The following is a 22,824-nucleotide window of genomic DNA, read 5'->3' on the forward strand; positions in this document are numbered from 1 at the left end:
GACGGAGTATCTGCAAAGGATTTTATTTTATTCGCTTCAAGAGGCAGGGTATTTACCCGCGCACCCGCTTTCAGTCCAGATGTAAATCGGGATTCGACTATAAAATTTCATTTCGTGAACTCATGAAATTTAAGTCTCACGAATAAAAAAACCCGGAATGCATTATTCCGGGCTTTCTTTGCTATCTGAAAGTGTAAGTTAGATCCACAACAACATACCAAAATCCTGGCGATGTGGCAGTAATTCGTGTTTTGGGAACACCCTGATACCATATTGAAAGGTTCCTGGACGATTAATCACTGCATCGATTTTAAATACAGCCTTATTCTTGTCGGCCTTTTCAAGTACAAATGGCTGGCGCTGGATCAGGTCGCGGAAATCGGACGATACAACCAATTCTACACCAACATCTTCAGGTTTGATGTCGTTTAAGCGTAACACTACGTTGCCCTGGTAAACATTACCTGCATCGATAGTTTCGGTGTTTTTCTCCAGCAACTGAACATCGAGTACTTCCATATTGTGCCATGAGCGCTCAATTTGCCTTTTCCATTTCGAAAGATTTTTTATCTCCGCATAGTCGTTAGCAAACATTTTCTGGCTGCGCTCGAACAAGCGGTTGTAAAACCTCTCCTGGTAATCGGTAATCATCCGGCGGGTTGTGAAATTTGGCGAAACTCCGGCAATGGTATTTTTAATGAATTTAACCCACTCTTCGGGAATACCATCTTTACCACGATTATAAAAGGCAGGGATGACTTCGTTTTCGAAAATGCTGTAAATGGTTTCTGCATCCAGGTCGTCCTGGAATTCAGGATTGTCATAAGAGCGCTCACTGGTAAGTGCCCAACCGGCATCTGGTTTGTAGCCTTCTACCCACCAACCATCTAATACACTAAAATGCATGGTGCCATTCATCACGGCCTTTTCGCCACTGGTTCCCGAAGCCTCCAGGGGCCTTGTGGGTGTATTGAGCCAAATATCAGCACCCGAAACAAGGTACTTGGCCAGTTCCATACTATAATTCTGAAGGAATAGGATTTTACCCAGGAATTCGGGGCGACGTGAAATATCGACAATGAGTTTAATCAAATCCTGTCCGGCTTTGTCGGCAGGATGAGCTTTTCCGGCAAAAATGAACTGAACAGGTTTTTCTGGGTTATTGAGTAATCTGGACAACCTGTCGAGGTTTTTAAAAAGCAGGTGAGCCCTTTTATAGGTGGCAAAACGACGTGCAAAAACTACTGTCAGGGCTTTATCCGATAAAGAGTGGTTGATGGCAATGATATTCTTAGGATCTTCATGCCGTTTTATCCACGATTCTTGCAGGCGTCCTTTGATGGTGTCGATCAACCGTTTGCGCAAGGATTGTTTCAAATCCCAGATAATTTTATTGTCGACTTCGTGAATTTTTTCCCAACGGTTAAAATCCATTTGGTTGTCGACAAAATTACCATCGAACAGTTTGTAATATATTTCTTTCCATTGCGGGGCAGTCCAGGTCGACCAGTGTACCCCATTGGTAACATAATGTATATGCAATTCCTGAGCCAGGTAACCGGGCCACAGGTGAACAAACATGTCTTTTGTAACCTCGCCATGCAACATGCTCACGCCGTTAATTTCCTGCGAAAGCCGGGCTGCAAGGTAACTCATATTGAATTTTTCTCCCCAGTCGTTCGGATTACTCCGGCCAAGGGCCATAAACTCTTCCCAGCTCATGTTTATGCGCGATGGGTAATGTCCCATGTACTGACGAAGGAGGTCTTCATCGAAGTGGTCGTGGCCGGCAGGTACTGGCGTGTGGGTAGTGAAGAGAGTAGAGCTACGCACAATTTCTTTGGCTTCCTGATATGTAAACTGCTTGCTCTTCATCATGCGCCGTATGCGCTCGAGGCCTGAGAAGGCACTATGCCCTTCGTTGAGATGGTATAGGTTTGGTTTGATATCCAGTGCAGCCAAAAGCCTGATACCACCAACACCTAGTAACAACTCTTGTTTTAAGCGGTTTTCGTTGTTGCCACCATAAAGTTGGTGTGTTACCACGCGATCTTCGGGTAGGTTTTTCTCAAAATCGGTATCCATCAGGTACAATCTGTTGCGACCTACCTCGAGGTACCACACGCGTGCATGGAGCGTGCGTCCGGGAAGCATTATTTCGATTGTAAGAAAATCGCAATCTACGCCCCGCACCGGGTGCACCGGCAATTTCGAGAAATGCTGATAATCGTATACTGCCTGTTGTTCGCCTTTGTTGGTAATTACCTGGGTGAAATACCCGTTGCGGTAAAGCAGTCCGATTGCAACAAGATCCACTTTGGCATCGCTGGATTCCTTAAGGTAATCGCCTGCCAATATGCCCAAACCTCCGGAATAGAGTTTCAAACTGTCGTGAAAACCAAATTCCATACTGAAGTAGGCAATCTTAGGCCCTTTCAGGTCATTTCCGCCCTTAAGGTATTCTTGTAGCCTGTCATATACCTGGTTCAGTCTGTTGATATAATTCTGGTCTTTGCTCAGTTCCTGCAGACGTGCTACGGGTACATGTTCGAAAAGAATCATAGGGTTATACTCGCACTGACGCCATTTTTCAGGATCGATATCGCGAAAGAGCGCCTGTGCATCGTCGTCCCAGGTCCACCAGATGTTTTCGACTATCGAATTCAGCTTTTCCAGATCTTTCAGCAGACTCGATTTCACGATAATCCTTTTCCATTGCGGACTGTTGGAAAGTGGTCTTATTTCTTCGTAAACTTTTTCGGTTTGTTTTTCAACTATCTCTACAAACTGATCGGAGCGGCCCTGTGCTTTTGCGATAGCAAGGCTGTAAGCCTGCCTGTAAAAAAAAGAAAGTGTTTTCCAAAGAGCGGTTTGTGATGTCTGAAAAGCATTTTTCCTTACTGCTTCGGTGGCAGCGGGTTTAAGCTTATACACGCGCAACATTTCAGTCTTAATGGCTTCAATCACTTCGGCATCGTTATGGTCGGTGCGGTCAATCACTGCAATGCCATCGTTGCTGCCTTTCGACTCTTTTTTAACCCATGCTCCAAAGCCAGCCAGCGAAGTAGTGATGGTAGGCACATGGAAAGAAAGGCTTTCGAGCGGAGTATATCCCCAGGGTTCGTAATAAGAAGGAAATACCGTCTGGTCGCAACCAATGAGCAAATCGTAATAAGGCAAATTGAAAATGCCGTCGTCGCCTTTCAGGTAAGAGGGCACAAAAATTACCTTTAGCTTCTGATTTTTACTGTTGTTTAGGTTGCTTTTGCTGAGATTTTGCAGAATAGGATCCCATTCTGGATCGTGGAGGTAATGGGTAATGTAGTTCAGGCCGCAATCGCAGGGCTTGTTTTCGGCCATGGCAGTTTGCAGTTCTTTCCGGGCTCCGTAGTGATTTGCCGGAATTAAAAGATAGGCAAGAATGGGCCGGTCTAACTCATTCGAATCCTGCAGACGTTTCAGGGCTTCGAGAAAGAGATCGATTCCCTTGTTGCGGTATTCGTACCTCCCGCTGGTAGCCACAATAAAAGTATTTTCGGGCAGCGCTTCGCCCAAAAGTGTGGAGGCAGTACCCAGTAATTTCTGGCGGGCTGTAGTTCGCTTTTTTGTGAACTCAGGTTCGGTAGGTATGTCGGTATCTTCGTAACCATTGGGAGTGACAAGGTCGACGGTTCTGCCATAAAACTGGCTGCATTCGCGGGCAGTAATGTCGCTAACAGTGGTAAGAATATCGGCATTTAGGGCCGAAAGTTTTTCGAGCGATTGTTTCGACAGTATGGTTAATTCGCGTGCCACATCATCTCCGTTGTAACTGTTCAGGTTATCGTAAAGATGGCGTCCGTTACCGGCAATGGAACGGCCCACTGCAGTGGCATGTGTGGTGAACACGGTAGCAACCTGCGGCAGATTCTTCTTTAGGTGCAGAATACCGCAACCTGTCATCCACTCATGAAATTGAGCTACTGATGTTTCTTTTTGCGTAAGGTTAAACTTGATAAAGCTCTCGATAGTTTTTCCTGAGGCATAGCCAAAGAGTGCTGCTTCGATATAATCCCACTGGCCCGAAAGCGAATCGAGTTTGTAATCTTCCCAGAGTTGAGAAAAAATCTGGTCTTTTTGCGGCAGGAAATTACTAAAATCGATTAAAATGACCACCGGTCGGCTAGGAATACGCCAACGTCCTATTTTAACCCGCAGTCCTTCGCGATTTGCCTGTTCACGCCAGGCGGCATGAAGATGGGTATCGAGTTCAAATTCGTGCATCTCTTCGTCGATATGCACCAGATCGGGGCCTATCATGATATGGTGGTCGCCCAAGTCGTTCTTAAAGCTAACGGATTTGGTGGCTACTACGGTGTGTATACCTCCTACCTTGTTACAGACTTCCCAGCTTACTTCAAACAGGAAATCGGTTGTATGTGTTTTTGCTGACATGCTCTATGTTTTGATGGAAGGCACAAAGATACGGTAATAATGATAACCCCAAAATGGGTATTAATACTAAGTTTTTGTTAATTCTCTTAATTTTCTTCTCAATAACGCAGAAAAGGCAAGTTTTTTGGCTTATACCTGTCGTTTCGATAGGGGGCTACCTTTAAATAATACAGATTATTTTTGTTTAAGCCTTTTTTTTAATTTGTTAATCTCTATTTCATATTTTTCAATCGTTGTATTCTTTTCTTGAATGACAGCAGCCAGATTTGATAATTCGAGCTCTTGTTTGCTCTGAGGTACGGCGGCATTTAAGCGCGCTATAAAATCCGATAAAATGTTCATGTAATTGATGTAAGCATCGTAGGGCGAATTAAAAGGGTTAAAATAGGCATGCACCGCTCCATCGCTAAATAGTTTTGTGCACATGTAGTAAAAATGATCGCTTGCCTGCAGGTATTTCCAATCGGTAAGCAAATGCTTGTTGGTGCATTTTTTAATCCGGTCGGTCAGCGAATATAGTTTGTTAAATGCATCTTCCTGAAGGTCGTTCCCGAGCCAGGCCGTAAGATCTTTCTCCTCGTCGGCCCAGGAAATGGGGTTGGGTACCTGAATGTCCGAAACAGGCTGATAGTGACTGATGACTTCGGAAATCGTATTAAGCTGGTAAGTCTTGCTACCCGCAATTTCTTTGAAAATCTTTTCGGTAAACTGAAATATGCCTGTATCTGCTTTCTGGTGTTCTCCAAAGGTTTCGTAATCCATAAATATATTCGCCACCTCGCCGGTTTTTAGCGATTCAGCCACCCATGCCATGTATTTACCCGGAGTAAGCGGATACTCTGCCCAACTTTTGTTGCAAAAACGAAAGGCTATATCGTCGCTAAGCGGAAAATTGCGCAAAAGCACTTTCAGGTTGCTGGCTTTAGGGTGACTGTATAAAAAATTTGAATTTTTCCATCCCAGAATATGTTTTGCACCCTCGGTAAGGATGGCCTGGTATCCTAATTCTGCCACTTCGGCTCCGATCTGATCGCTGTAAATCAGTTCGGTATTGCGAAACACCCGGGGCTCGACACCAAAAAGCTCTTTAATTTCCCGCGCATGGGCCTGGACCTGGTTCCGAAATTCAGCACGATCCTTAAACACTGCAAGACTATGTGCGTAGGTCTCAGCAATCAGTTCAACGTGCCCTGTATCGACAAGTGCCCTGAAACTGTCAATTACTTCTGGTACATGCAATTTAAACTGATCGAGGGCCACGCCTGAAATAGAGAAGTTGATTTTCACCTTACCGTTATATTGTCGGATTAATTTCAAAAACAGCTCGTTGGCAGGAAGGTAACAATGTTTAGCTACCTTGTTCACCACCGATTCGTTCAGGTAATCGTCGTAATAATAGTGGTCGTGGCCGATACTAAAAAAGCGGTACGACTTGAACCGCATGGGCTGATGGACCTGAAAATAAAAGCAAATTGACTTCATCTATTGAATATTTATTCTCATCCTTTTAAAGGATGAATATTTTAAAAATTCATTATTGTGATATTAGCTTAGAGTATAAATCGCGCACCCTCGCTGCCGACTGTTCCCATCGTAAATTTTCTACCTCACTCTTTCCGTGGGCTCTAAAATGCGATGAAAGTCCCTGATAGCTGATAATGGAATAAATGGCATCGGCAATAGCATCGATATCCCAAAAATCAACTTTCACGGCGTGATGCAAGACTTCTGCAACACCCGATTGTTTCGAAATAATTACCGGAACGTTGGATTGCATGGCTTCGAGGGGCGAAATGCCAAATGGTTCCGATACTGAAGGCATGACATACACATCGCTCATTTCGTACAACTCAAGCACCTCATCACCTTTCAGAAAACCTGTAAAATGAAACTTGTCGCCAATGCGCAATTGGGCAACCCGCTGTACCATTTGGTTCAGCATTTCGCCGCTACCTGCCATTACAAAACTAACATCGGAAGTTTTTTGCAAGACTTTATGGGCTGCTTCGATAAAATAACCGGGTCCTTTCTGGAGGGTTACCCGACCTAAAAAGGTTACAATTTTGTCCGTAATGCCTTTTTTGGCTTTAATTGCCTCTCTGTTGATGGGTTCCACTGCATTGTATACAGTATGCACTTTGGCGGGATCTGCACCATAATTTTGGATAAGCGTATTGCGTGTAAGATTGCTCACGGCTACAATACAATCACTGGCTTCTATCCCTTGCCGCTCGATGTTGTATACCCCCGGATTCACACTCCCGCCGCTACGGTCGAAGTCGGTGGCATGCACATGAATTACCAGGGGTTTTCCGGAGGCATTGCGGGCAGCGATGCCAGCAGGAAAGGTTAACCAGTCGTGGCAATGGATGACATCGAAATCGTACTTTTTAGCAAGGACCCCGGCCACTACAGCATAATTGGCGATTTCCTGGTACAGGTTGCCGCCATAACCTCCCTGAAAATCGAGGGTTCGGCCCAGTCGGGTATCAATCAGCTCTACCTGTTTATCGAGGGTCTTGTATTCTTCGGCAGTCTTATGGTACTCTTCGGGTGTAGCATAAGCCCGCAGGTTCGATTCGACCTCAATGAAGTGAATTTTCTCGAGGTACTTGCGGTAATCCTTTTTTCGCGATCCCAGGTCGACGGTATTGGCACCAATCAATTCCACTGTATCGGAAGTTTCGTTGCCATAGGCTTTAGGAATTACAAAAAGCACTTCAACATCACCCAGAGAGTGCAAGCCTCTGGTTAATCCGTGACAGGCGGTTCCGAGTCCGCCAGATATGTGGGGAGGAAATTCCCAACCAAACATTAATACTCTCATGGTTGTGTAGGTTTTGTGGTTTAGATAGTTTACTCGGTTTTTTCAATTTGCTCCATGATTCGCAATAAAGAAGCTACGCTCCAGGCAAAGGATATAGCACCGCCTGGTTTGTAGGGCGGATCACCATCGTAGAGTTCTGAAATAGTGCCCAGACCATGTTCGCGCAAAGCGGGTTCGAATTCAGATAGTATTTGTTTTACATGAGAAAGCCCACTTTTACCATACAGGTTCAGATAGGCTTCGCTATAATGCTCTAACAGACAGGGCCATGCACTACCTTGTTGAAAGGCCTTTTCACGCTCTTCGTAGTTGCCTGAATAGTGTCCGCGGTATTCTTCCGTTCCGGGTGCCAGGGTCCTTAATCCTCTTGGGGTAAGCAGATGTTTACGCACGGTTTCCAGTATACTGTGCTTCATATCTTTATTGAGCGGCGAATAGGTCATGGCAGCGGCAATAACCTGATTGGGGCGTATGCTCCAATCGGTGAATTGATCGTGAAAATAATCGCATAAATACTCCTTTTCTTCGTTCCAGAAATGCAGGATAAAGGCATTGGCAATTCTTTGCGGCCATTTATTCCATTTACGGGCAAAGTTTGCATCCTTTCCGGCATCGGCTAAAAATAGGCTAAAGCAAACTGCATTAAACCACAGCGCATTGATTTCGACACAGTACCCCGATCTGGGTGTAACTGGTGTTCCGTAGACTTTTGCATTCATCCAACTCAGAGCCATTCCCATTTCGCTGGTTAATAGCAGACCATTGTCGGCTGTGAAAATATTATACTGGGTGCCTTTTTGATAGGCTGCCAAAATGCTTTTTATAGCTTTGGAATATCTTAGCCATAAACCCTTTGCATCGCCGGTAGTTGTATAGGCTTGCTGAAGAGCCCAGATAAACCAGAGCGAAGCATCGGCACTGAGGTATTCCCTTTGCCCAGGAACAGCCTCGTCGGGGAACAAGCCATTCTTGAGCGTTGCAACCATGGTATCGGCGACTTGGAAAAAGTTGGTTGTATCGCCACAAGCAAGAGTAAGACCTGGCAAGGAAGCAAAAGTATCGCGGGCTCTGATATTGTACCAATGATACCCGGCCTTTATATAAGTACCTTTTCTGTGGGTTTGAATAAATTGGCGAGCGCTGTTTCGCAGACATGCCTGAAAAGAATCGCTCAATATGCGGCTTTCTTTAATCTCCTCGAATTTACTCTGGAAATTTGCAGGGTCCGGAGTACCCGTCGAAGCAGAGAAAATAAGCGATTCCCCTTTCTTGAGTGTTACCTCAAAACTGCCTGGTACATACAAATCCTCGCGGTATTCATACCCACGCCTGCGTTCTTCGGTATATTCGATGTTGTAATACCAATCGGGGTTTGAGTGAAAAGTATTCGCCTTTGAGAGTTGTATGCTGATTGCCGGAAAGCCGCTGTACATAGTTGTTTTGATGCCATTGCTTACGACAGCGAAATCAGTATTCACATGCCCGTTTGCCTTGCTAAGAGCATGAATGTTGCGGTATGCCAGAAAAGGCGACAAGCGCATGCTAAGCTGTTTATCGCTTTCAAGTAGGGTGTACCGGATAAAAATCTGGTTTTCATGATCAACCAGAATGGTTTCGCGGAGCAATTGTATGCTCCCGATCCGATAGAGTTCTTGAGGTATCTTCTGCCAATTAAAATCCTGAAGGTACTTATGGCCGCGAGGACTGAAAATATCGCCTTCGTATTGGTGCATTGCCAGGTTGAACGAATCGGTGCCGCGCGAGAGGGTAATGTCGACACCTGAGAGAAGTACAAAATGTTCGCCACCCAATTTCTCCACCGGACAGATTAATAAACCATGGTATTTGCGGGTATTGCATCCCGAAAGGCTATAGCTGGCATAGGCTCCGGCTCTGTTGCTGCGCAATATCTCCCGCCCAAGCGAATACTCGAGGTTAACCAGCGCTTCTTTATTATAATTCAAGTAACTCATAGCAAAAGTATCATCCCCTGAAGGTACAAAAACTTCAGCGGATACAATTCAATCTTGTGAAGGAAACAATTTTAAGTTTTTATTAATTGTTGGTACATTTTTATGCCTGTTACAACTTTATTTTAATCTTGCCCACCCTCACCCCTCTTTCCCCTAAAGGCGATGAGGAACTCGCTGGAAGGCTTAACTTAACGACATTGGGTGCGAGAATGCCTATTCATTTTTATTAATTTGGTTTTTTATGTCAGCTATTTTTTCGTTTGACGGTTTAAATTGTAAAAACTTAAAATGTTTACTAAATATTTATTCGCTTCTGATAACTTTCGGAAGTTTAAAAAACTGTTATAGTTTTGTATCACTTCAAAAACGATCATGAACAAATTCTTCAGGCTTGCTTTTCTCCTGCTCCTTTCGATTAAACTGATTTCTTGCAGGGAATCCAAAAACTTTCAGATAGAAGGCGATCTGGCTATGATGCAATCTGCCGAAATCAGGTTAATGCACCTGGGTGTGGACCGTGCCAATGTGGTTGACTCGGTTTTTCTGGAATCGCAAACCCATTTCGAACTGGGTGGCGAGCTTTCGGAACCATCGCTCTATTCGCTACGCATTAAAGACTTGGGTGATATTTTTCTGGTGGTGCATCCGGGCGATAAAATTGAGCTCCAAATAGCCGACAACCTAAAACCTTTTGCTTACACCGTAAGCGGCTCGACCGATTCGAGACTGGTGAGCGAATTAATGATTCGTCACATGCGTGTACGGGACGAAATTACCCGCATTAGCCAGCTTTACGAAGAGAGCAAACTTAATGCGCTTACATTCGAATCGCGTAAACAGGAACTGGACAGTCTTTACGATGATCTTTTGCTCCGGCACAAGCAATTCAGCCAAAGCTTTATTGAGCAAAATCCAGGCTCACTGGCCTGTTTATTTGCCTTGTATCAGAATTTTGGGCGCACAAAAGATCAGGCACTTTTCGATTCATATCACGACATTAAAATATTCAACCTGGTCGATAGTAACTTAACTTTGCGCTATCCTAAAACCCAGGCGGTGCAAGCTCTTAACCGCGATGTGACCGAAATTAAGGAACAGTTTAAACAAAAAAATTACAGCGAACAACTAATTAGTCCCGGCAGAAAAGCTCCTGAATTTGAAATCACTACGGTTGACAGTCAGCTTATCCGTTTGTCGGATTATCAGTACGAACCTGTGGTGTATATCTTTTTTGCAACATGGAACAAGAATTCTGTGCAAGAGGTACTTGCCTTGAACCAATTGATACAAAAATATCCCTTTCAGCGACTGAATGTGGTGGGTATCTCCTTCGATACACGGTCCGACAGCTTGCAGGCATTTATTCAACGACATGCTATCCGATTTCCTGTGGCTTGTGATTACCAGTATTGGGAATCGGCCTATGTGAACCAGTTTGGCTTATTAGCTATTCCGGATATTTTGCTGCTTAACCGAAGTCACATGGTCGATAAACGTAACCTTAGCACCGCGGAACTGGAACAAATAATTACCGAATGGAAAAAAAACAATTTATTCTAAAGTCGTTTCTGGCATTGACCCTGGTTTTTGTTTTCTCATCATGCAAACATGAAGAGAAAGCTCAGGTAAAATTTATCGTCAGGGAATTTGCCGACAAACAGCTGATAATAGAGGAACAGCGAGTTGCAGGGGCTAAAACCCTCGATTCGGCAAGATTTTCGTTTAAAGGAAAGTTAAGCTATACCCTCTATACAAAGCAAGCAGCTTTTTATACTTTCTCGGTAGAACAGGAAGAAAAGATATACCTGCTCCTGCACCCCGGCGAAAAGGTGCGCATTGGTAAAGAAAATGGTAAACTCATACTGACTGGTTCCGAAGATTCGAAAAAACTTGTTGCCCTTTACGACAGTCTTTTTGCAACCCGACGTATTTTAGCCGATATCAGGCAAGATTACAATCAGGCTGTTGACCCGCAATTACGCGACAGCCTTGAAAATGCTTTTACTGAAACCGTTAAGGCCCATTACCGCTATTCCATTCAATTTGTGCTCGAAAACCTCACTTCGCTCACGAGCATGGCAGCTCTCTACCAGGAATTATCGCCCGAAGAATTTGTATTTGGCCGTGCCCGCGATCTTCAATATTTTAAACTGGTTTCAGACTCTCTCTCAAAATATTATCCGAAACACAGGCACGTATTGGCCCTGAAGCGCAACTTCCAGTCGATGTACCAGAACTTTAAAATCGAACGATTACTCAGTACCTCCGAAGTGCAGGTTGCCAGTTTACCGGATATTACGCTACCCGGAACGGATGGAGGAAACAAATCGCTGCTGAATTCGGGAAAGAGATATGTGCTGCTGAATTTCTGGAACGAAAATGATCCGGTAAGCTTCCAGTGGTTCAAAGATTATCATAAGAGTTTTAAAAAATACAATAATTCTGGTTTTACCATTTACAATGTATATGCCGGTAGTAATACCTCGGCCTGGATCCGGGTAGTAAATTTTGAGGAAATTACCGACTGGTTGAACGTGGTAGACATCGAATTTCCCGATTCACCTGCACGCAGTGCCTATAACGTGCAAAATCTGCCTGCCAATTACCTCATTGATTTGAAAGAGAACACCATTTTAGCCAAAGATGTCGACCCTACTCAATTAAATATCCAGCTTCAGAAAATAATTGCCAATTAACAGACCTTAAGAAACTGCTTCGTTGAAAAAAATCTATTTCATTTCCGATCTGCATTTAGGACTCTACCCTGCTGCGAAAAGTCGCGAACGCGAAAAAAAAGTAGTACGCTTTTTAGACTCTATTCGACATGAAGTAGAAGAGCTCTACCTGGTAGGCGATATTTTCGATTTTTGGCACGAACATAAGAGAGTAGTGCCCAAAGGATTTGTCCGCTTTCTGGGCAAGCTGGCCGAGTTGTCCGATGCCGGTGTCAAAATCCACTATTTTTCGGGCAACCACGATGTATGGGTCTATGGCTATTTCACCGAAGAACTGAATATTGCAATTCACCATAAACCCATTGTGAAGGAATACAGCGGGAAAAAATTCTTTATCGGCCACGGCGATGGCCTCGGGCCCGGCGACCGGGCCTATAAATTGCTGAAATGGGGTTTTCGTAACCCTTTTCTGCAATGGTGCTTTGCGCGGCTCCATCCGAATTTTTCGATGTGGCTTGGCCTAAGCTGGTCAAAAAGGAGTCGGTATTCGAAAGGTATTCTTGCCGAAGCCTACAAGGGACCAAAAAAAGAATTTCTGTTGCGCTTTGTAGGGCAGGAATTGCAAAAAACTCGTTACGATTACTTTGTGTTTGGTCACCGGCATATCCCCTGGGATTTGCAAATTGGAAAAAGCAGAGTGATTAACCTGGGCGACTGGATTTACAGTTTTACCTATGCGGTTTTCGACGGAGATAGTCTGGAGCTCAAACAATTCGAAGGAGATGGGGCTAACATCCGCAGGCAAACGGAACCCTAAAGTTCTTTTAATTCTCTTACCGAACTGAAAGTTAAATGAAAGACCGTTCGGAGAAATACTAAAATGAGCAATCAACAGGATCAAAATAAAAAAATATGAATATCTTGTACCTGCTTATTGGTGTAAGCCTTCTGGCAGCATTAATATTTCTGGCATTATTTATTTGGGCTGTTCGCTCAGGCCAATACGACGATACCAAAACACCAGCCATCAGAACCCTTTTTGAGGATGATGAACCCGAGGCTGAAAAGGAAAAAGATGAACCAGTGATTTCGAAGGAATAAACTACATAACTGAGTAATGGAAGTACAAAAATTCAACTACGACAATGCCATTGTGCGCAATTTTGTATGGGCAACAATTATCTGGGGCGTGGTGGCCTTGCTTGTAGGATTGCTTGCAGCCCTGCAGCTGGCATTTCCGGTATTTAATTTCGACCTCGAGTACACTACTTTTGGCCGTGTCCGACCCTTGCATACCAATGCTGTAATCTTCGCTTTTATTGGCAATGCCATGTTTGCCGGTATCTATTATTCCCTGCAGCGTGTGCTGAAAGCCCGCCTTTTCAATGATTTTTTAAGCAAATTCCATTTCTGGGGATGGCAGTTGATTATCGTATCAGCTGCCCTGACCCTTCTCGCCGGGTTTACTACCGGAAAAGAATATGCCGAACTCGAATGGCCAATCGATATCATGATTGCACTGGTATGGGTGGCATTTGGTTGGAACATGATCGGAACCATTCTTACCCGAAGGGTTAAACATATTTATGTGGCGGTGTGGTGGTACCTGGCCACTTTTATTGGCGTAGCGGTGCTTCATATTGTGAATTCCATTGAGGTTCCAGCCGGCTTTTTAAAAAGTTATCCGATTTTTGCCGGTGCCCAGGATGCAGTGGTTCAATGGTGGTATGGTCATAACGCTGTCGCTTTTTTTCTTACTACCCCCTGGTTGGGTCTGATGTATTATTACCTGCCGAAATCGGCCAACCGACCGGTTTATTCCTACCAGCTTTCGATCATTCACTTCTGGACCCTTATATTTCTTTACATGTGGTCCGGGCCTCATCATCTTTTATACCAGGCACTGCCCGACTGGGTGCAGGCCTTAGGAGTTACCTTTTCAATTATGCTCATTGCCCCTTCGTGGGGTGGCATGATCAATGGCTTGCTTACCTTACGCGGCGCCTGGGATAAGGTGCGCGACCGGGCCGATTTAAAATTTATGGTGATCGCCGTAACGGCCTATGGCATGTCAACTTTCGAAGGCCCCATGATGTCGCTAAAATCCGTAAATGCCATCAGTCACTTTTCTGACTGGACCATTGCCCACACCCATATTGCCGGGATGGGTTGGAATGGAGGGCTCATTTTTGGCATGTTCTATTGGCTTGTTCCTAAACTATTCCGTATCGAGCTGCATTCGAAAAAACTTGCCAATGTGCATTTTTGGATCGCCACCCTAGGTATTTTACTATTCGCCATTCCGCTCTACTGGTCTGGCATTACTCAATGGCTTATGCTTCGCGAATATACAGCGGATGGCATATTGGCTTACCCGAATTTTCTCGAAACTACCACCCGTATCCTGCCAATGTATGTATATCGAATAGTAGGTGGAACTCTCTATTTCACAGGAATTCTACTCTTTTTCTTTAACATAATAAAAACCGTTCGAAGTGGAAATTTGGCAGCCAACGAAGCCACAGAAGCTCCGGCATTGGTGAATCGCCAGACTCGCAGTGCTGCCGGTGAAACCATTCACCGTTGGCTTGAACGTAAAGGTGTGCGCTTTTCGATTCTGGTATTCCTTGCCTTGGCCATTGGCGGAGCTGTTGAGATCATTCCAATGCTGAAGGTTGAATCGAATATTCCAAAAATTGAATCAGTAACCCCCTACTCAGCCCTGGAACAAACCGGCCGCGACATTTATATTGCCAATGGCTGCTATAACTGCCATTCGCAACAAGTAAGGGCTCTTCGCTACGAAACCGATCGCTATGGCGAATACTCTAAGATTGGAGAGTTTGTTTACGATCATCCCTTCCAGTGGGGTTCGCGCCGCACAGGCCCGGACCTGGCAAGAGCAGGGTACGTTGGCAGCTCGACCTATAAAAATGCGGTGTGGCATTACAAGCACTTTTTAAATCCACAGGAAATAGCCCCTGGCACCATCATGCCTGCCTATCCATGGTTAGCCGACAAACAGGTAAACCTCGATAAACTACCGGCAAAAATAAAGGCTCTTCGTAGTGTTGGTGTTCCCTACCCCGAAAGTTATGAAAGAATCGCAGCAGAGGAATACCTCCAAGATGCCAGTAAAATAGTGAACGAATTAAAAGAAGCCGGTATTGAGGTTGAACCCACAAGCGAAGTGGTGGCTATGATAGCCTATATGCATAAGCTGGGACGCGATATCTCCCCGGCCGCCAATAAAAATTCGAAATAAGAATAAAAAAATAAGTCATGGGATTTGTAGGCGAGGTAATGGATAATGTAAAAGGAATTCAGCTTTATTATATAGCTGGATTGCTAATGTTTATGGCTCTTTTTATACTGATACTCATTCGTACTGTGCGAATTCCAAAAAACCAGCTGATTGAATACAAAACCTCAGTTATAGACCCTGAAGAGGCTGAACCATCTGATAAAATAAAATTTTAAAATACGGACTATGGCCGAAAGAAATAAAAAACCACGCTCTGCCGAAAAGGAACAAATCCCTGATACCCCATCTTCGCACCGTTACGACGACATCGAAGAACTCACCAATCCTTCGCCGAAATGGATTATCATTGTTTTTTATGTCACCATTGGCTTCTCCCTGCTTTATGCCATCCACTATTTTGGTTATCCGGGCAACAAACGCGACCAGTATAGTGAATACGAGCGCAAAGTAGCTGCTTTTGAAGAAAAGAAAAGTGACATGCAGTCAAGTGCCTCCGGTGCAGCAGAGATGAGCGAAGCCGAAATCCTTGCCGCAGGTGGTACCCTTTACACAGAAAAAGGTTGCCTGGCATGCCATGGATTAAATGGTGAGGGAAATGCCATTGGCCCAAATCTTACCGACCAATTCTGGCTGAATGGTTGCAGCATGGAAGAGGTAATAAAGATTATTTCTGAAGGTAAACCCGAAAAAGGAATGACTCCTTATAAAAGCATGATGTCTGAACAACAAATCAAACATCTTGCCCAGTATATTTTAACCTCGATGAGAGGTTCTAATCCTGCCAATGCCAGAGCAGCCCAAGGGGGTGAATGCGAATAAAGGCTTTGCTGTTCAGATTTTATAAATCCAGGTTTTTATTACCTTCCTGTACCGTGAACCCGGGTTATGCATTTTTCATTTATGCCAAAAAAAACAACTGAAGAATCATCCTTTCGCGATCGCCCCATCAACATCGATGCAAGTGGTAAGCGTAAGTGGGTATATGCCCGACAACCCAAAGGCAAGTGGTACATGCGACGCACATTGGTAGCCTGGATGGTGCTGGTTTTTTTAGCCATAGCTCCTTTTATCAGAATAAAAGGGCTCCCATTTATGAAATTCGATATCCCCCAGGGTGAATTTTACCTCTTTGGAAACTTACTCTATACCCAGGATACTTATTTGCTTGCTATCATTATGGCCATTGCGGTGGTGTCGGTGGTACTATTTACCGTAGCCTTTGGCAGACTATTTTGCGGTTGGCTTTGCCCGCAAAACATTTTTCTCGAAATGGTGTATCGCCGGATCGAATACCTGTTTATGGGTAACTACCGGAAAGGAAAACCAAAAGAACCAGGCAAATTTAAAAGGCTGGGCATGCACCTGAGTTTTATGCTCATCAGTGTGGTGTTCACCAATGTTTTTTTAATGTGGTTCATTGGGCCAGAGGGACTTGCAAGACTTATTCAGGAACCTGTCCAGGAAAATCTAAAAGGTTTTTCAATCATGCTGGGCATTTCAGCTTTCTATTATTGGATTTATTCAAACTTTCGCGAACAGGTATGCACCATGATTTGCCCCTACGGACGTATGCAAGGTGTGCTACTCGATTCGCAAAGCATTTCTGTTATCTACGATTACAAACGAGGAGAACCCCGTGGTGCTAAAAATGTGGGCGATTGCATAGATTGTAGTTCCTGCCTTGCTGTGTGCCCAACAGGCATTGACATAAGAAACGGAACCCAACTCGAATGCATCCATTGTACCGCTTGCATTGACGAATGCAACAGCGTGATGAAAAGGATACAAAAACCCTACAACCTGATTCGTTACGATTCGGTAAAGGGCATAGAAACTGGAAAACGTTCGGTATTCACCACCCGAACCCTAGCCTATGCCGGAGTACTTTTTGTCCTCTTTATTTTCCTGGCCTTTACAGTATCCAGGCGCACAAGCCTCGATGTAAGCCTTCTGCGAATGCCAGGTTCGCTCTATCAGCAACCCGATGAGCAGACGGTTATGAACCTATATAACCTCAAGCTCATCAACAAATCGGAAAACGCACGGAACATTGAAGTGAAGCTTTTATCGCCGGAAGGAATAGTGGAAGTAGCAGGAAAACCATTGCTTATTGAAAGCCGGGGGCATGTTGAGGCTGTATTGATGGTAAAAATAAACAAGGCCACAATAACCGGAAAGAATACCGACCTTCGTATTGGCTTTTTTGACAATCAGGAATTACTCGAAACCACAACCATTAATTTTATCGGACCAACAAAATAAAAAAATTATGAGACTAAACTGGGGCCGGGCCATTGTGATTTTCTTTGTGCTTTTTATCAGCCTGGCAATATTTTTTATCGTCTTCGCCTTACGCCAGAACAACGACCTGGTTACCGACGATTATTACGAACAGGGAGCCAATTACACCACGCAGATAAAAACCAATGCGCGGTCGGTGATCTATTCAGATAGCATCCAAACGGCCAGACTGGAGGAGTTTTTTCTTGTCTTTTTATCCCCTACACTTGTAAATCAAACCGATACACTGAAACTGCATTTTTATTATCCAAACGGTAAACAGCACGATTTCTCTGTGGCAATACCTAATCCGGACGATACACTGAAAGTGGCAACCAGAAGGCTCACTCCCGGAAGGTGTATTTTAAAAATTAATTGGACCATGAACCAACTGGAGTATTATGTCGAAAAACCAGTATTTATTGAATAAACCATGGAAATTCTCTTAGCAGGCCTGGCACTTGGACTCATGGGCAGCTTCCATTGCATTGGCATGTGCGGGCCAATTGCCCTGAGTATTCCACTGAAGGGAAATTCTCTGTTCTCGAAATTGAGTGGGAGCTTGCTCTACCACTTTGGTCGCACCTTAACCTACGGTATGCTGGGGGCCTTATTTGGTCTGATTGGCCAGGGTTTTCAAATGGCAGGGTTTCAGCAATGGATTGCCATTGCAATGGGAATTGTTATGATTCTATCGGTACTTATCCCCTCTGTATTTAAGGCTCTTGGCGGCAACAAAGCCCTCCCTTTTTCCGAAGTTGTTAGAAAAGGTTTAGGATATCTCTTTTCGCACCCTTCCTCCTTTTCGTTGTTATTTATTGGTATGCTCAACGGTCTTTTACCTTGTGGATTGGTATACCTGGCCATAGCCGGCGCCATTGGAACAGGCAGTACCCTTTATGGTATTGTTTTTATGCTGTTGTTTGGCCTGGGTACCATTCCCATGCTGGCCATGGTGAGTATGATGGGCAACTTCATGGGCCATGCCCTGAGGAACCGATTGAATAAAATAGTGCCCTATGTAGTGGTTATGATCGGTCTTTTATTTATCCTTCGGGGATTATCGCTGGGTATTCCATTTCTAAGTCCGCCGGCAGAAAAGCTGAATCCCGATATACACCAGCAACAGAATCAAACCCCTGAAACAGATTCGCTGGGTAGAAGATCCTGCTGCGGTTCAAACTAAAATAACTCCGTATGGTTTTGCCCTTTCAGATATAAGCCTTTATTTTGCAGGCATGAGTAAAATTTTATGCCTCGATACGGCTACCGATATTTGCAGTGTGGCATTGCTTGAAAATGACCAGTGTATAGCCTTTCGCGACTCGGTTAACGACCGCTCGCATGCCTCACAGCTGGCAGTTTATATCGATGAGTTATTAAAGGAATCGGCCCTGAAGGTATCGGATTTAGATGCCATAGCAGTGAGCATGGGCCCCGGATCGTACACCGGATTACGCATTGGAGTATCCACAGCAAAAGGTTTGTGCTATGGTGCCGGGAAACCATTTATTGCTGTTTCTACGCTTCAGAGTATGTGTTTTGGAATCGATCATCAGTTAGCACCGGATGTTTTATCGGACGAATTTTACTATTGCCCCATGCTCGATGCACGACGCATGGAAGTGTATACCGCTGTCTACAACCACGACCACCAGGAAATAAAATCGGTAAATGCTGAAATTATCGACGACGACTCCTTTGCAGACTTATTGGAGAAAAAAAAGATGCTTTTCTTCGGAAGTGGCGCTGAAAAAACAAAAGTACACCTCAGGCATCCGAATGCACTTTTTTACGACCATTTCAACCATTCGGCGCGCCATATGGCACCCCTGGCATACGCACGCTTCATTGATAATCATTTTGAGGATACTGCCTATTTCGAACCCTTCTACCTGAAAGATTTTATTGCCACCACACCAAAAAATAAAGTGCTGGGCTGAAAAGATCCGGAAAATGTACCCATATTTCGAACTAAAAGACAATCCTTGTTCGATTGGTTTTCGCTTATTCGATTTAACTGTTAATTTTGTAGCTTCATTTAAAAAACAATATGGCAACTACAGCAGACATCAGAAATGGATTGTGTATGTTGTTCAACAACGATTTGTATACCGTAGTTGAATTTCAGCACGTAAAACCCGGCAAAGGTCCGGCCTTTGTGCGCACAAAACTTAAAAACATTAAAACCGGAAAGGTTATCGATAACACCTTCTCGTCGGGACATAAAATTGATGTTCAGCGCGTTGAAAGGCGTCCCTACCAGTTTTTATACAGCGACGATATGGGATACAATTTCATGCACAACGAAACTTTCGAACAAATTACCATCGAAAAAAGCATGATCAATGCCCCTCAGTTTTTAAAAGAAGGCGACCAGGTAGAAATTGTATACCACGCCGATAACGATACCCCTCTCTTTGCTGAGTTGCTGGCTCATGTGGCCCTCGAAGTAACCTACACCGAACCAGGATTGCGCGGCGATACTGCCTCCTCTACTGCCCTGAAACCAGCAACCCTGGAAACAGGAGCCATTGTAAATGTGCCCCTTTTCGTAAACATGGGCGATAAAATAAAAGTGGACACCCGCGACGGCTCCTATGTTGAACGGGTAAAATAATGGAACTGCCAGGGTGCATCAATGCACCCATTAATTTGAACAATACGCATGAGTAAGAACGCTTCGAATAAACGGCTTGAGCAAACTACCTTTAAATTAAGGGCCCTGCTTAATATTACTCTTGCCATTAACGAAAATCTTACCCGCAACGAGTTGCTGCAGCGTTATGAAGATATGCTGCACCGCGATTTAAACATCGGTAAACTATTACTGTTTAAGCTTGAAGACACGTGGAAATGCATCCTGAACAAAGGTTACGACGATGCTTTTGTGGCGCAGATAGATGCAGAGAAAGACCTTTTACAATACGAAGAGATCTCGTTCGACTGGAGGAGTTCGGACCAAAAAGTGCAAGACACCTATGACATTGTAGTGCCAGTACAACACAAAGGGGTTCCTATTGCTTTTGTAATTATTGGCGATGTAGATGAAGATACGGAAGGGGTAAGCCCCATTATCAAACACCTGAACTTTATTCAGACTCTTTCGAACATTATTATTGTTGCCATCGAAAACATCAGGCTTTTTAACGAAAGCCTGCGCCAGGAGGCCATGCGTAAAGAGCTCGAGCTGGCCTCGAAGATGCAAAGCATGCTCATACCCGATGAACAGGCATTGCCCAAAGACAAACGTATCCACATTACGGCATATTACCATCCGCATTTCGAAGTCGGAGGCGATTATTACGATTACATCGAACTTAACCGCGATGAAATTGGTTTTTGTATTTCCGATGTGTCAGGCAAAGGAATCTCTGCGGCTCTGCTCATGTCGAATTTTCAGGCTAATCTTAGAGCCCTGTTTACGCATGAAATATCGCTGGCTGCCCTTATCGAAAAACTGAACGAAAGGGTGCTAAAAGCTGCCAACGGCGAAAAGTTTATCACCCTGTTTGTGGCCAAATACAACTTTAAAACCCGTGAGCTCGAATACGTCAATGCCGGGCATAACCAGCCTATACTTTACCGTATAGATATCAACCAGCTCTCTTTCCTCGACAAGGGCTGCGTGGGCATGGGTATGCTCGACGAAATACCTGTCATTCGCAAGGGGTCTATTACCATCGAAGGGCCGGCAAAGATACTTTGTTATACCGATGGTTTGGTGGAGATGATGGATGGAAAAGGGGTTTCTTTTGGTACCGGCGAAATTGAAGAATGCCTGATGAACAAAGAAACCATTAAACAAAACATAGAAGCGGTCATTAAAAAACAAGGCATTCTCGATGGAAGTACACGGATATTCGACGATATCAGCATCATGGGAATAGAACTTTATTAGGCCTCAGTTTCTGCTATCTTTTTTCTCTCCTGCTGTTTGGGCAAATAATACAAATCGAGCGATACAAATACCGCTATGTAACCCCAGAACAAAGAAGAGGCCTTATCGGTGTCGAGAAAGTTGTTGAGCAGGCCATGAAACAGGTAGGTGATAAAACCCAGTGTCACAGCCAGCACAAGTCCCTTTATTCTTTTCTTTTCAATTTTCCGGTAAACACTGAAAGCCGTTACCAGAGCCGCAACAATGATGAGCACAAATGAGATGGTGCCTAAAACCCCTGATTCGGCAAGAGGCCCGATATACTCGCTGTGAGCATTGCCTCCATCGCCAAAGTTGGTGCTGATACTGGTGCGTTGCGAGGAGTGCTGAAAAGGCGCATACTGAAACATATAAGTGCCGGGGCCCCAACCTAACACTGGCCTTTCTTTAAACATTCTAAATGCCGATGCCCACCTGTTGATACGCTCGAGGTTCGATTCGTCGGTAGCAATATTGGTAACCGACTGGAGGTGTTCGGCAAGGTTTTCCGACGATTCCTTTTCATTTCGCTCCATCATTTTGATTATCACCGGCTGGTTGAGATAGGCCACAAAAAGAGCAAACATTCCTGCCAACACGAGAAATTTAAACTTTATCCGAAGTTTAACCACTGTCCATACAAAAAGAGATACAAAAATGCTGATCCAGGCAGCACGGGTATAGGAAAATATCAGGGCAATAAAAAGTATGAGTCCCACTGCCGTAATGGATGCTTTGCGCAACAAGCTGCGGTTGCCAACCATATTAATTCCAATATAAGGAAAGAGTAGCATTGCTAACACAGCGCCATAAGAAGTGTGGTCGCGGTAAAAAGGGTTCATCACCCAGTGGGCTGCCTCGCGGTCTCTTAATCCAAAAATCCAATGCCTCGACCAGGCATACCCGATAACAATGAGCAAGGGCAATACATATGCCCAAAGCATGCGGTAAATGTTGCGTGTATCTTTAAATAAATAGATGGCAAGCAGGTAGAAGGTTGTAAGAAACCAGATGCGCGCAAGCACATATTTTAACGAAACCAATGGCATGCTGCTTGTTACCGTAGTAAACACCAACCAAAATAGATTAAACAGGATGGCCAGGCTCACTGGGTGGTTCAGCACACGCCTATCGAGAAAAGGTTGCTGCACACTTCTGTAAATTACAATAAGCATGATGCCAAACAACAAAGGCTCGGTAGGCATGTAAAAGTCGATCGGGGTTCCCCGCACAAACTCGAGCAAAGGCACCGATAAGGGCGTAAAGCCAATAATGATAAAATAGATAATATCGAGCCGGACAAAGGCAAGGTAAATTAAAAGCAAAGCAACCGGCAAGAGATTGAGCAGCAAAAAGCCGTGGTAAGTGAAAACCATGTTCACCACCAGGTAGGCCAGGGAAAGAAGAACCAGCCCCAACTCCTTTTTATACTGCTTTATGAGTGGAAGCAC

General features: G+C 44.4%; 18 protein-coding genes. 13 read left to right on the plus strand and 5 right to left on the minus strand.

The window, feature by feature from the left end; translation table 11 throughout:
* Positions 1-198 precede the first annotated feature (198 nt).
* The 4 genes from glgP to IPM71_06700 form a co-directional block, all read right to left on the minus strand.
* Positions 199-4,434 carry an alpha-glucan family phosphorylase gene (gene glgP / locus IPM71_06685; GenBank protein QQS52413.1) on the minus strand — a complete coding sequence of 1,412 codons (4,236 nt, stop codon included), beginning with the start codon at positions 4,432-4,434 and terminating at the stop codon, positions 199-201.
* Between the two features lie 174 nt (positions 4,435-4,608).
* A complete protein-coding gene (locus IPM71_06690) occupies positions 4,609-5,916 on the minus strand; it encodes a polysaccharide deacetylase family protein (protein QQS52414.1) in 1,308 nt (435 codons plus the stop codon).
* 52 nt (positions 5,917-5,968) lie between these two features.
* Entirely contained in the window at positions 5,969-7,261 is a 1,293-nt protein-coding gene (locus tag IPM71_06695; protein QQS52415.1) for a glycosyltransferase family 4 protein, read from the minus strand.
* A gap of 29 nt (positions 7,262-7,290) precedes the next feature.
* Positions 7,291-9,234 (minus strand): glycogen debranching enzyme family protein, encoded by a 1,944-nt coding sequence (locus IPM71_06700; GenBank protein ID QQS52416.1) that lies wholly within the window; start codon positions 9,232-9,234, stop codon positions 7,291-7,293.
* A gap of 372 nt (positions 9,235-9,606) precedes the next feature.
* Between IPM71_06700 and IPM71_06705 the strand changes: the two genes are divergently transcribed.
* The 13 genes from IPM71_06705 to IPM71_06765 all read left to right on the plus strand — a co-directional run bounded on the left by IPM71_06705 (position 9,607) and on the right by IPM71_06765 (position 21,355).
* Complete coding sequence (locus IPM71_06705) at positions 9,607-10,794, plus strand: TlpA family protein disulfide reductase (protein ID QQS52417.1); 1,188 nt, start codon at positions 9,607-9,609, stop codon at positions 10,792-10,794.
* Entirely contained in the window at positions 10,770-11,930 is a 1,161-nt protein-coding gene (locus tag IPM71_06710) for a redoxin domain-containing protein (GenBank protein ID QQS52418.1), read from the plus strand. Before IPM71_06705 ends, IPM71_06710 begins: the two co-directional genes overlap by 25 nt.
* A gap of 22 nt (positions 11,931-11,952) precedes the next feature.
* Positions 11,953-12,726 carry a UDP-2,3-diacylglucosamine diphosphatase gene (locus IPM71_06715; protein ID QQS52419.1) on the plus strand — a complete coding sequence of 258 codons (774 nt, stop codon included), beginning with the start codon at positions 11,953-11,955 and terminating at the stop codon, positions 12,724-12,726.
* 95 nt (positions 12,727-12,821) lie between these two features.
* The gene (gene ccoS / locus IPM71_06720; protein QQS52420.1) at positions 12,822-13,010 is read left to right on the plus strand and encodes a cbb3-type cytochrome oxidase assembly protein CcoS; all 189 of its coding nucleotides are present in this window, start codon (positions 12,822-12,824) and stop codon (positions 13,008-13,010) included.
* A 16-nt stretch (positions 13,011-13,026) separates the two neighbouring features.
* Entirely contained in the window at positions 13,027-15,174 is a 2,148-nt protein-coding gene (ccoN, locus tag IPM71_06725) for a cytochrome-c oxidase, cbb3-type subunit I (GenBank protein ID QQS52421.1), read from the plus strand.
* A gap of 17 nt (positions 15,175-15,191) precedes the next feature.
* Positions 15,192-15,389, plus strand: a complete 198-nt coding sequence (locus tag IPM71_06730) for a hypothetical protein (GenBank protein QQS52422.1) — start codon at positions 15,192-15,194, stop codon at positions 15,387-15,389.
* 10 nt (positions 15,390-15,399) lie between these two features.
* A complete protein-coding gene (locus IPM71_06735) occupies positions 15,400-15,993 on the plus strand; it encodes a c-type cytochrome (protein QQS52423.1) in 594 nt (197 codons plus the stop codon).
* An 81-nt stretch (positions 15,994-16,074) separates the two neighbouring features.
* Positions 16,075-17,436, plus strand: a complete 1,362-nt coding sequence (gene ccoG / locus IPM71_06740) for a cytochrome c oxidase accessory protein CcoG (protein ID QQS52424.1) — start codon at positions 16,075-16,077, stop codon at positions 17,434-17,436.
* Between the two features lie 7 nt (positions 17,437-17,443).
* Complete coding sequence (locus IPM71_06745; GenBank protein QQS52425.1) at positions 17,444-17,884, plus strand: FixH family protein; 441 nt, start codon at positions 17,444-17,446, stop codon at positions 17,882-17,884.
* Between the two features lie 3 nt (positions 17,885-17,887).
* Entirely contained in the window at positions 17,888-18,640 is a 753-nt protein-coding gene (locus tag IPM71_06750; GenBank protein QQS52426.1) for a sulfite exporter TauE/SafE family protein, read from the plus strand.
* A 52-nt stretch (positions 18,641-18,692) separates the two neighbouring features.
* Positions 18,693-19,397 (plus strand): tRNA (adenosine(37)-N6)-threonylcarbamoyltransferase complex dimerization subunit type 1 TsaB, encoded by a 705-nt coding sequence (tsaB, locus tag IPM71_06755; GenBank protein ID QQS52427.1) that lies wholly within the window; start codon positions 18,693-18,695, stop codon positions 19,395-19,397.
* A gap of 110 nt (positions 19,398-19,507) precedes the next feature.
* The gene (gene efp, locus IPM71_06760) at positions 19,508-20,074 is read left to right on the plus strand and encodes an elongation factor P (GenBank protein QQS52428.1); all 567 of its coding nucleotides are present in this window, start codon (positions 19,508-19,510) and stop codon (positions 20,072-20,074) included.
* Positions 20,075-20,122: 48 nt separating this feature from the next.
* Positions 20,123-21,355, plus strand: coding sequence for a SpoIIE family protein phosphatase (locus IPM71_06765; GenBank protein QQS52429.1), 1,233 nt, complete (start codon positions 20,123-20,125; stop codon positions 21,353-21,355).
* Here IPM71_06765 and IPM71_06770 read toward each other — a convergent pair.
* Positions 21,352-22,824: an O-antigen ligase family protein gene (locus IPM71_06770; GenBank protein QQS52430.1), complete on the minus strand. Its 1,473-nt coding sequence runs from the start codon at positions 22,822-22,824 to the stop codon at positions 21,352-21,354. The two genes, IPM71_06765 and IPM71_06770, sit on opposite strands and share 4 nt — an antisense overlap.

It is taken from the genome of Bacteroidota bacterium, from assembly GCA_016699695.1.
GTDB lineage: Bacteria > Bacteroidota > Bacteroidia > Bacteroidales > UBA10428 > UBA10428.

Excerpts from the sequence above, each read along its gene's own strand:
- IPM71_06750 (QQS52426.1), top strand. The coding sequence starts at position 17,888 with ATGGAAATTCTCTTAGCAGGCCTGGCACTTGGACTCATGGGCAGCTTC.
- IPM71_06700 (QQS52416.1), bottom strand. The coding sequence starts at position 9,234 with ATGAGTTACTTGAATTATAATAAAGAAGCGCTGGTTAACCTCGAGTAT.
- IPM71_06695 (QQS52415.1), bottom strand. The coding sequence starts at position 7,261 with ATGAGAGTATTAATGTTTGGTTGGGAATTTCCTCCCCACATATCTGGC.
- tsaB (QQS52427.1), top strand. The coding sequence starts at position 18,693 with ATGAGTAAAATTTTATGCCTCGATACGGCTACCGATATTTGCAGTGTG.
- IPM71_06765 (QQS52429.1), top strand. The coding sequence starts at position 20,123 with ATGAGTAAGAACGCTTCGAATAAACGGCTTGAGCAAACTACCTTTAAA.
- IPM71_06730 (QQS52422.1), top strand. The coding sequence starts at position 15,192 with ATGGGATTTGTAGGCGAGGTAATGGATAATGTAAAAGGAATTCAGCTT.
- ccoG (QQS52424.1), top strand. The coding sequence starts at position 16,075 with ATGCCAAAAAAAACAACTGAAGAATCATCCTTTCGCGATCGCCCCATC.
- IPM71_06735 (QQS52423.1), top strand. The coding sequence starts at position 15,400 with ATGGCCGAAAGAAATAAAAAACCACGCTCTGCCGAAAAGGAACAAATC.
- IPM71_06745 (QQS52425.1), top strand. The coding sequence starts at position 17,444 with ATGAGACTAAACTGGGGCCGGGCCATTGTGATTTTCTTTGTGCTTTTT.
- ccoN (QQS52421.1), top strand. The coding sequence starts at position 13,027 with ATGGAAGTACAAAAATTCAACTACGACAATGCCATTGTGCGCAATTTT.
- efp (QQS52428.1), top strand. The coding sequence starts at position 19,508 with ATGGCAACTACAGCAGACATCAGAAATGGATTGTGTATGTTGTTCAAC.
- glgP (QQS52413.1), bottom strand. The coding sequence starts at position 4,434 with ATGTCAGCAAAAACACATACAACCGATTTCCTGTTTGAAGTAAGCTGG.
- ccoS (QQS52420.1), top strand. The coding sequence starts at position 12,822 with ATGAATATCTTGTACCTGCTTATTGGTGTAAGCCTTCTGGCAGCATTA.
- IPM71_06710 (QQS52418.1), top strand. The coding sequence starts at position 10,770 with ATGGAAAAAAAACAATTTATTCTAAAGTCGTTTCTGGCATTGACCCTG.
- IPM71_06690 (QQS52414.1), bottom strand. The coding sequence starts at position 5,916 with ATGAAGTCAATTTGCTTTTATTTTCAGGTCCATCAGCCCATGCGGTTC.
- IPM71_06705 (QQS52417.1), top strand. The coding sequence starts at position 9,607 with ATGAACAAATTCTTCAGGCTTGCTTTTCTCCTGCTCCTTTCGATTAAA.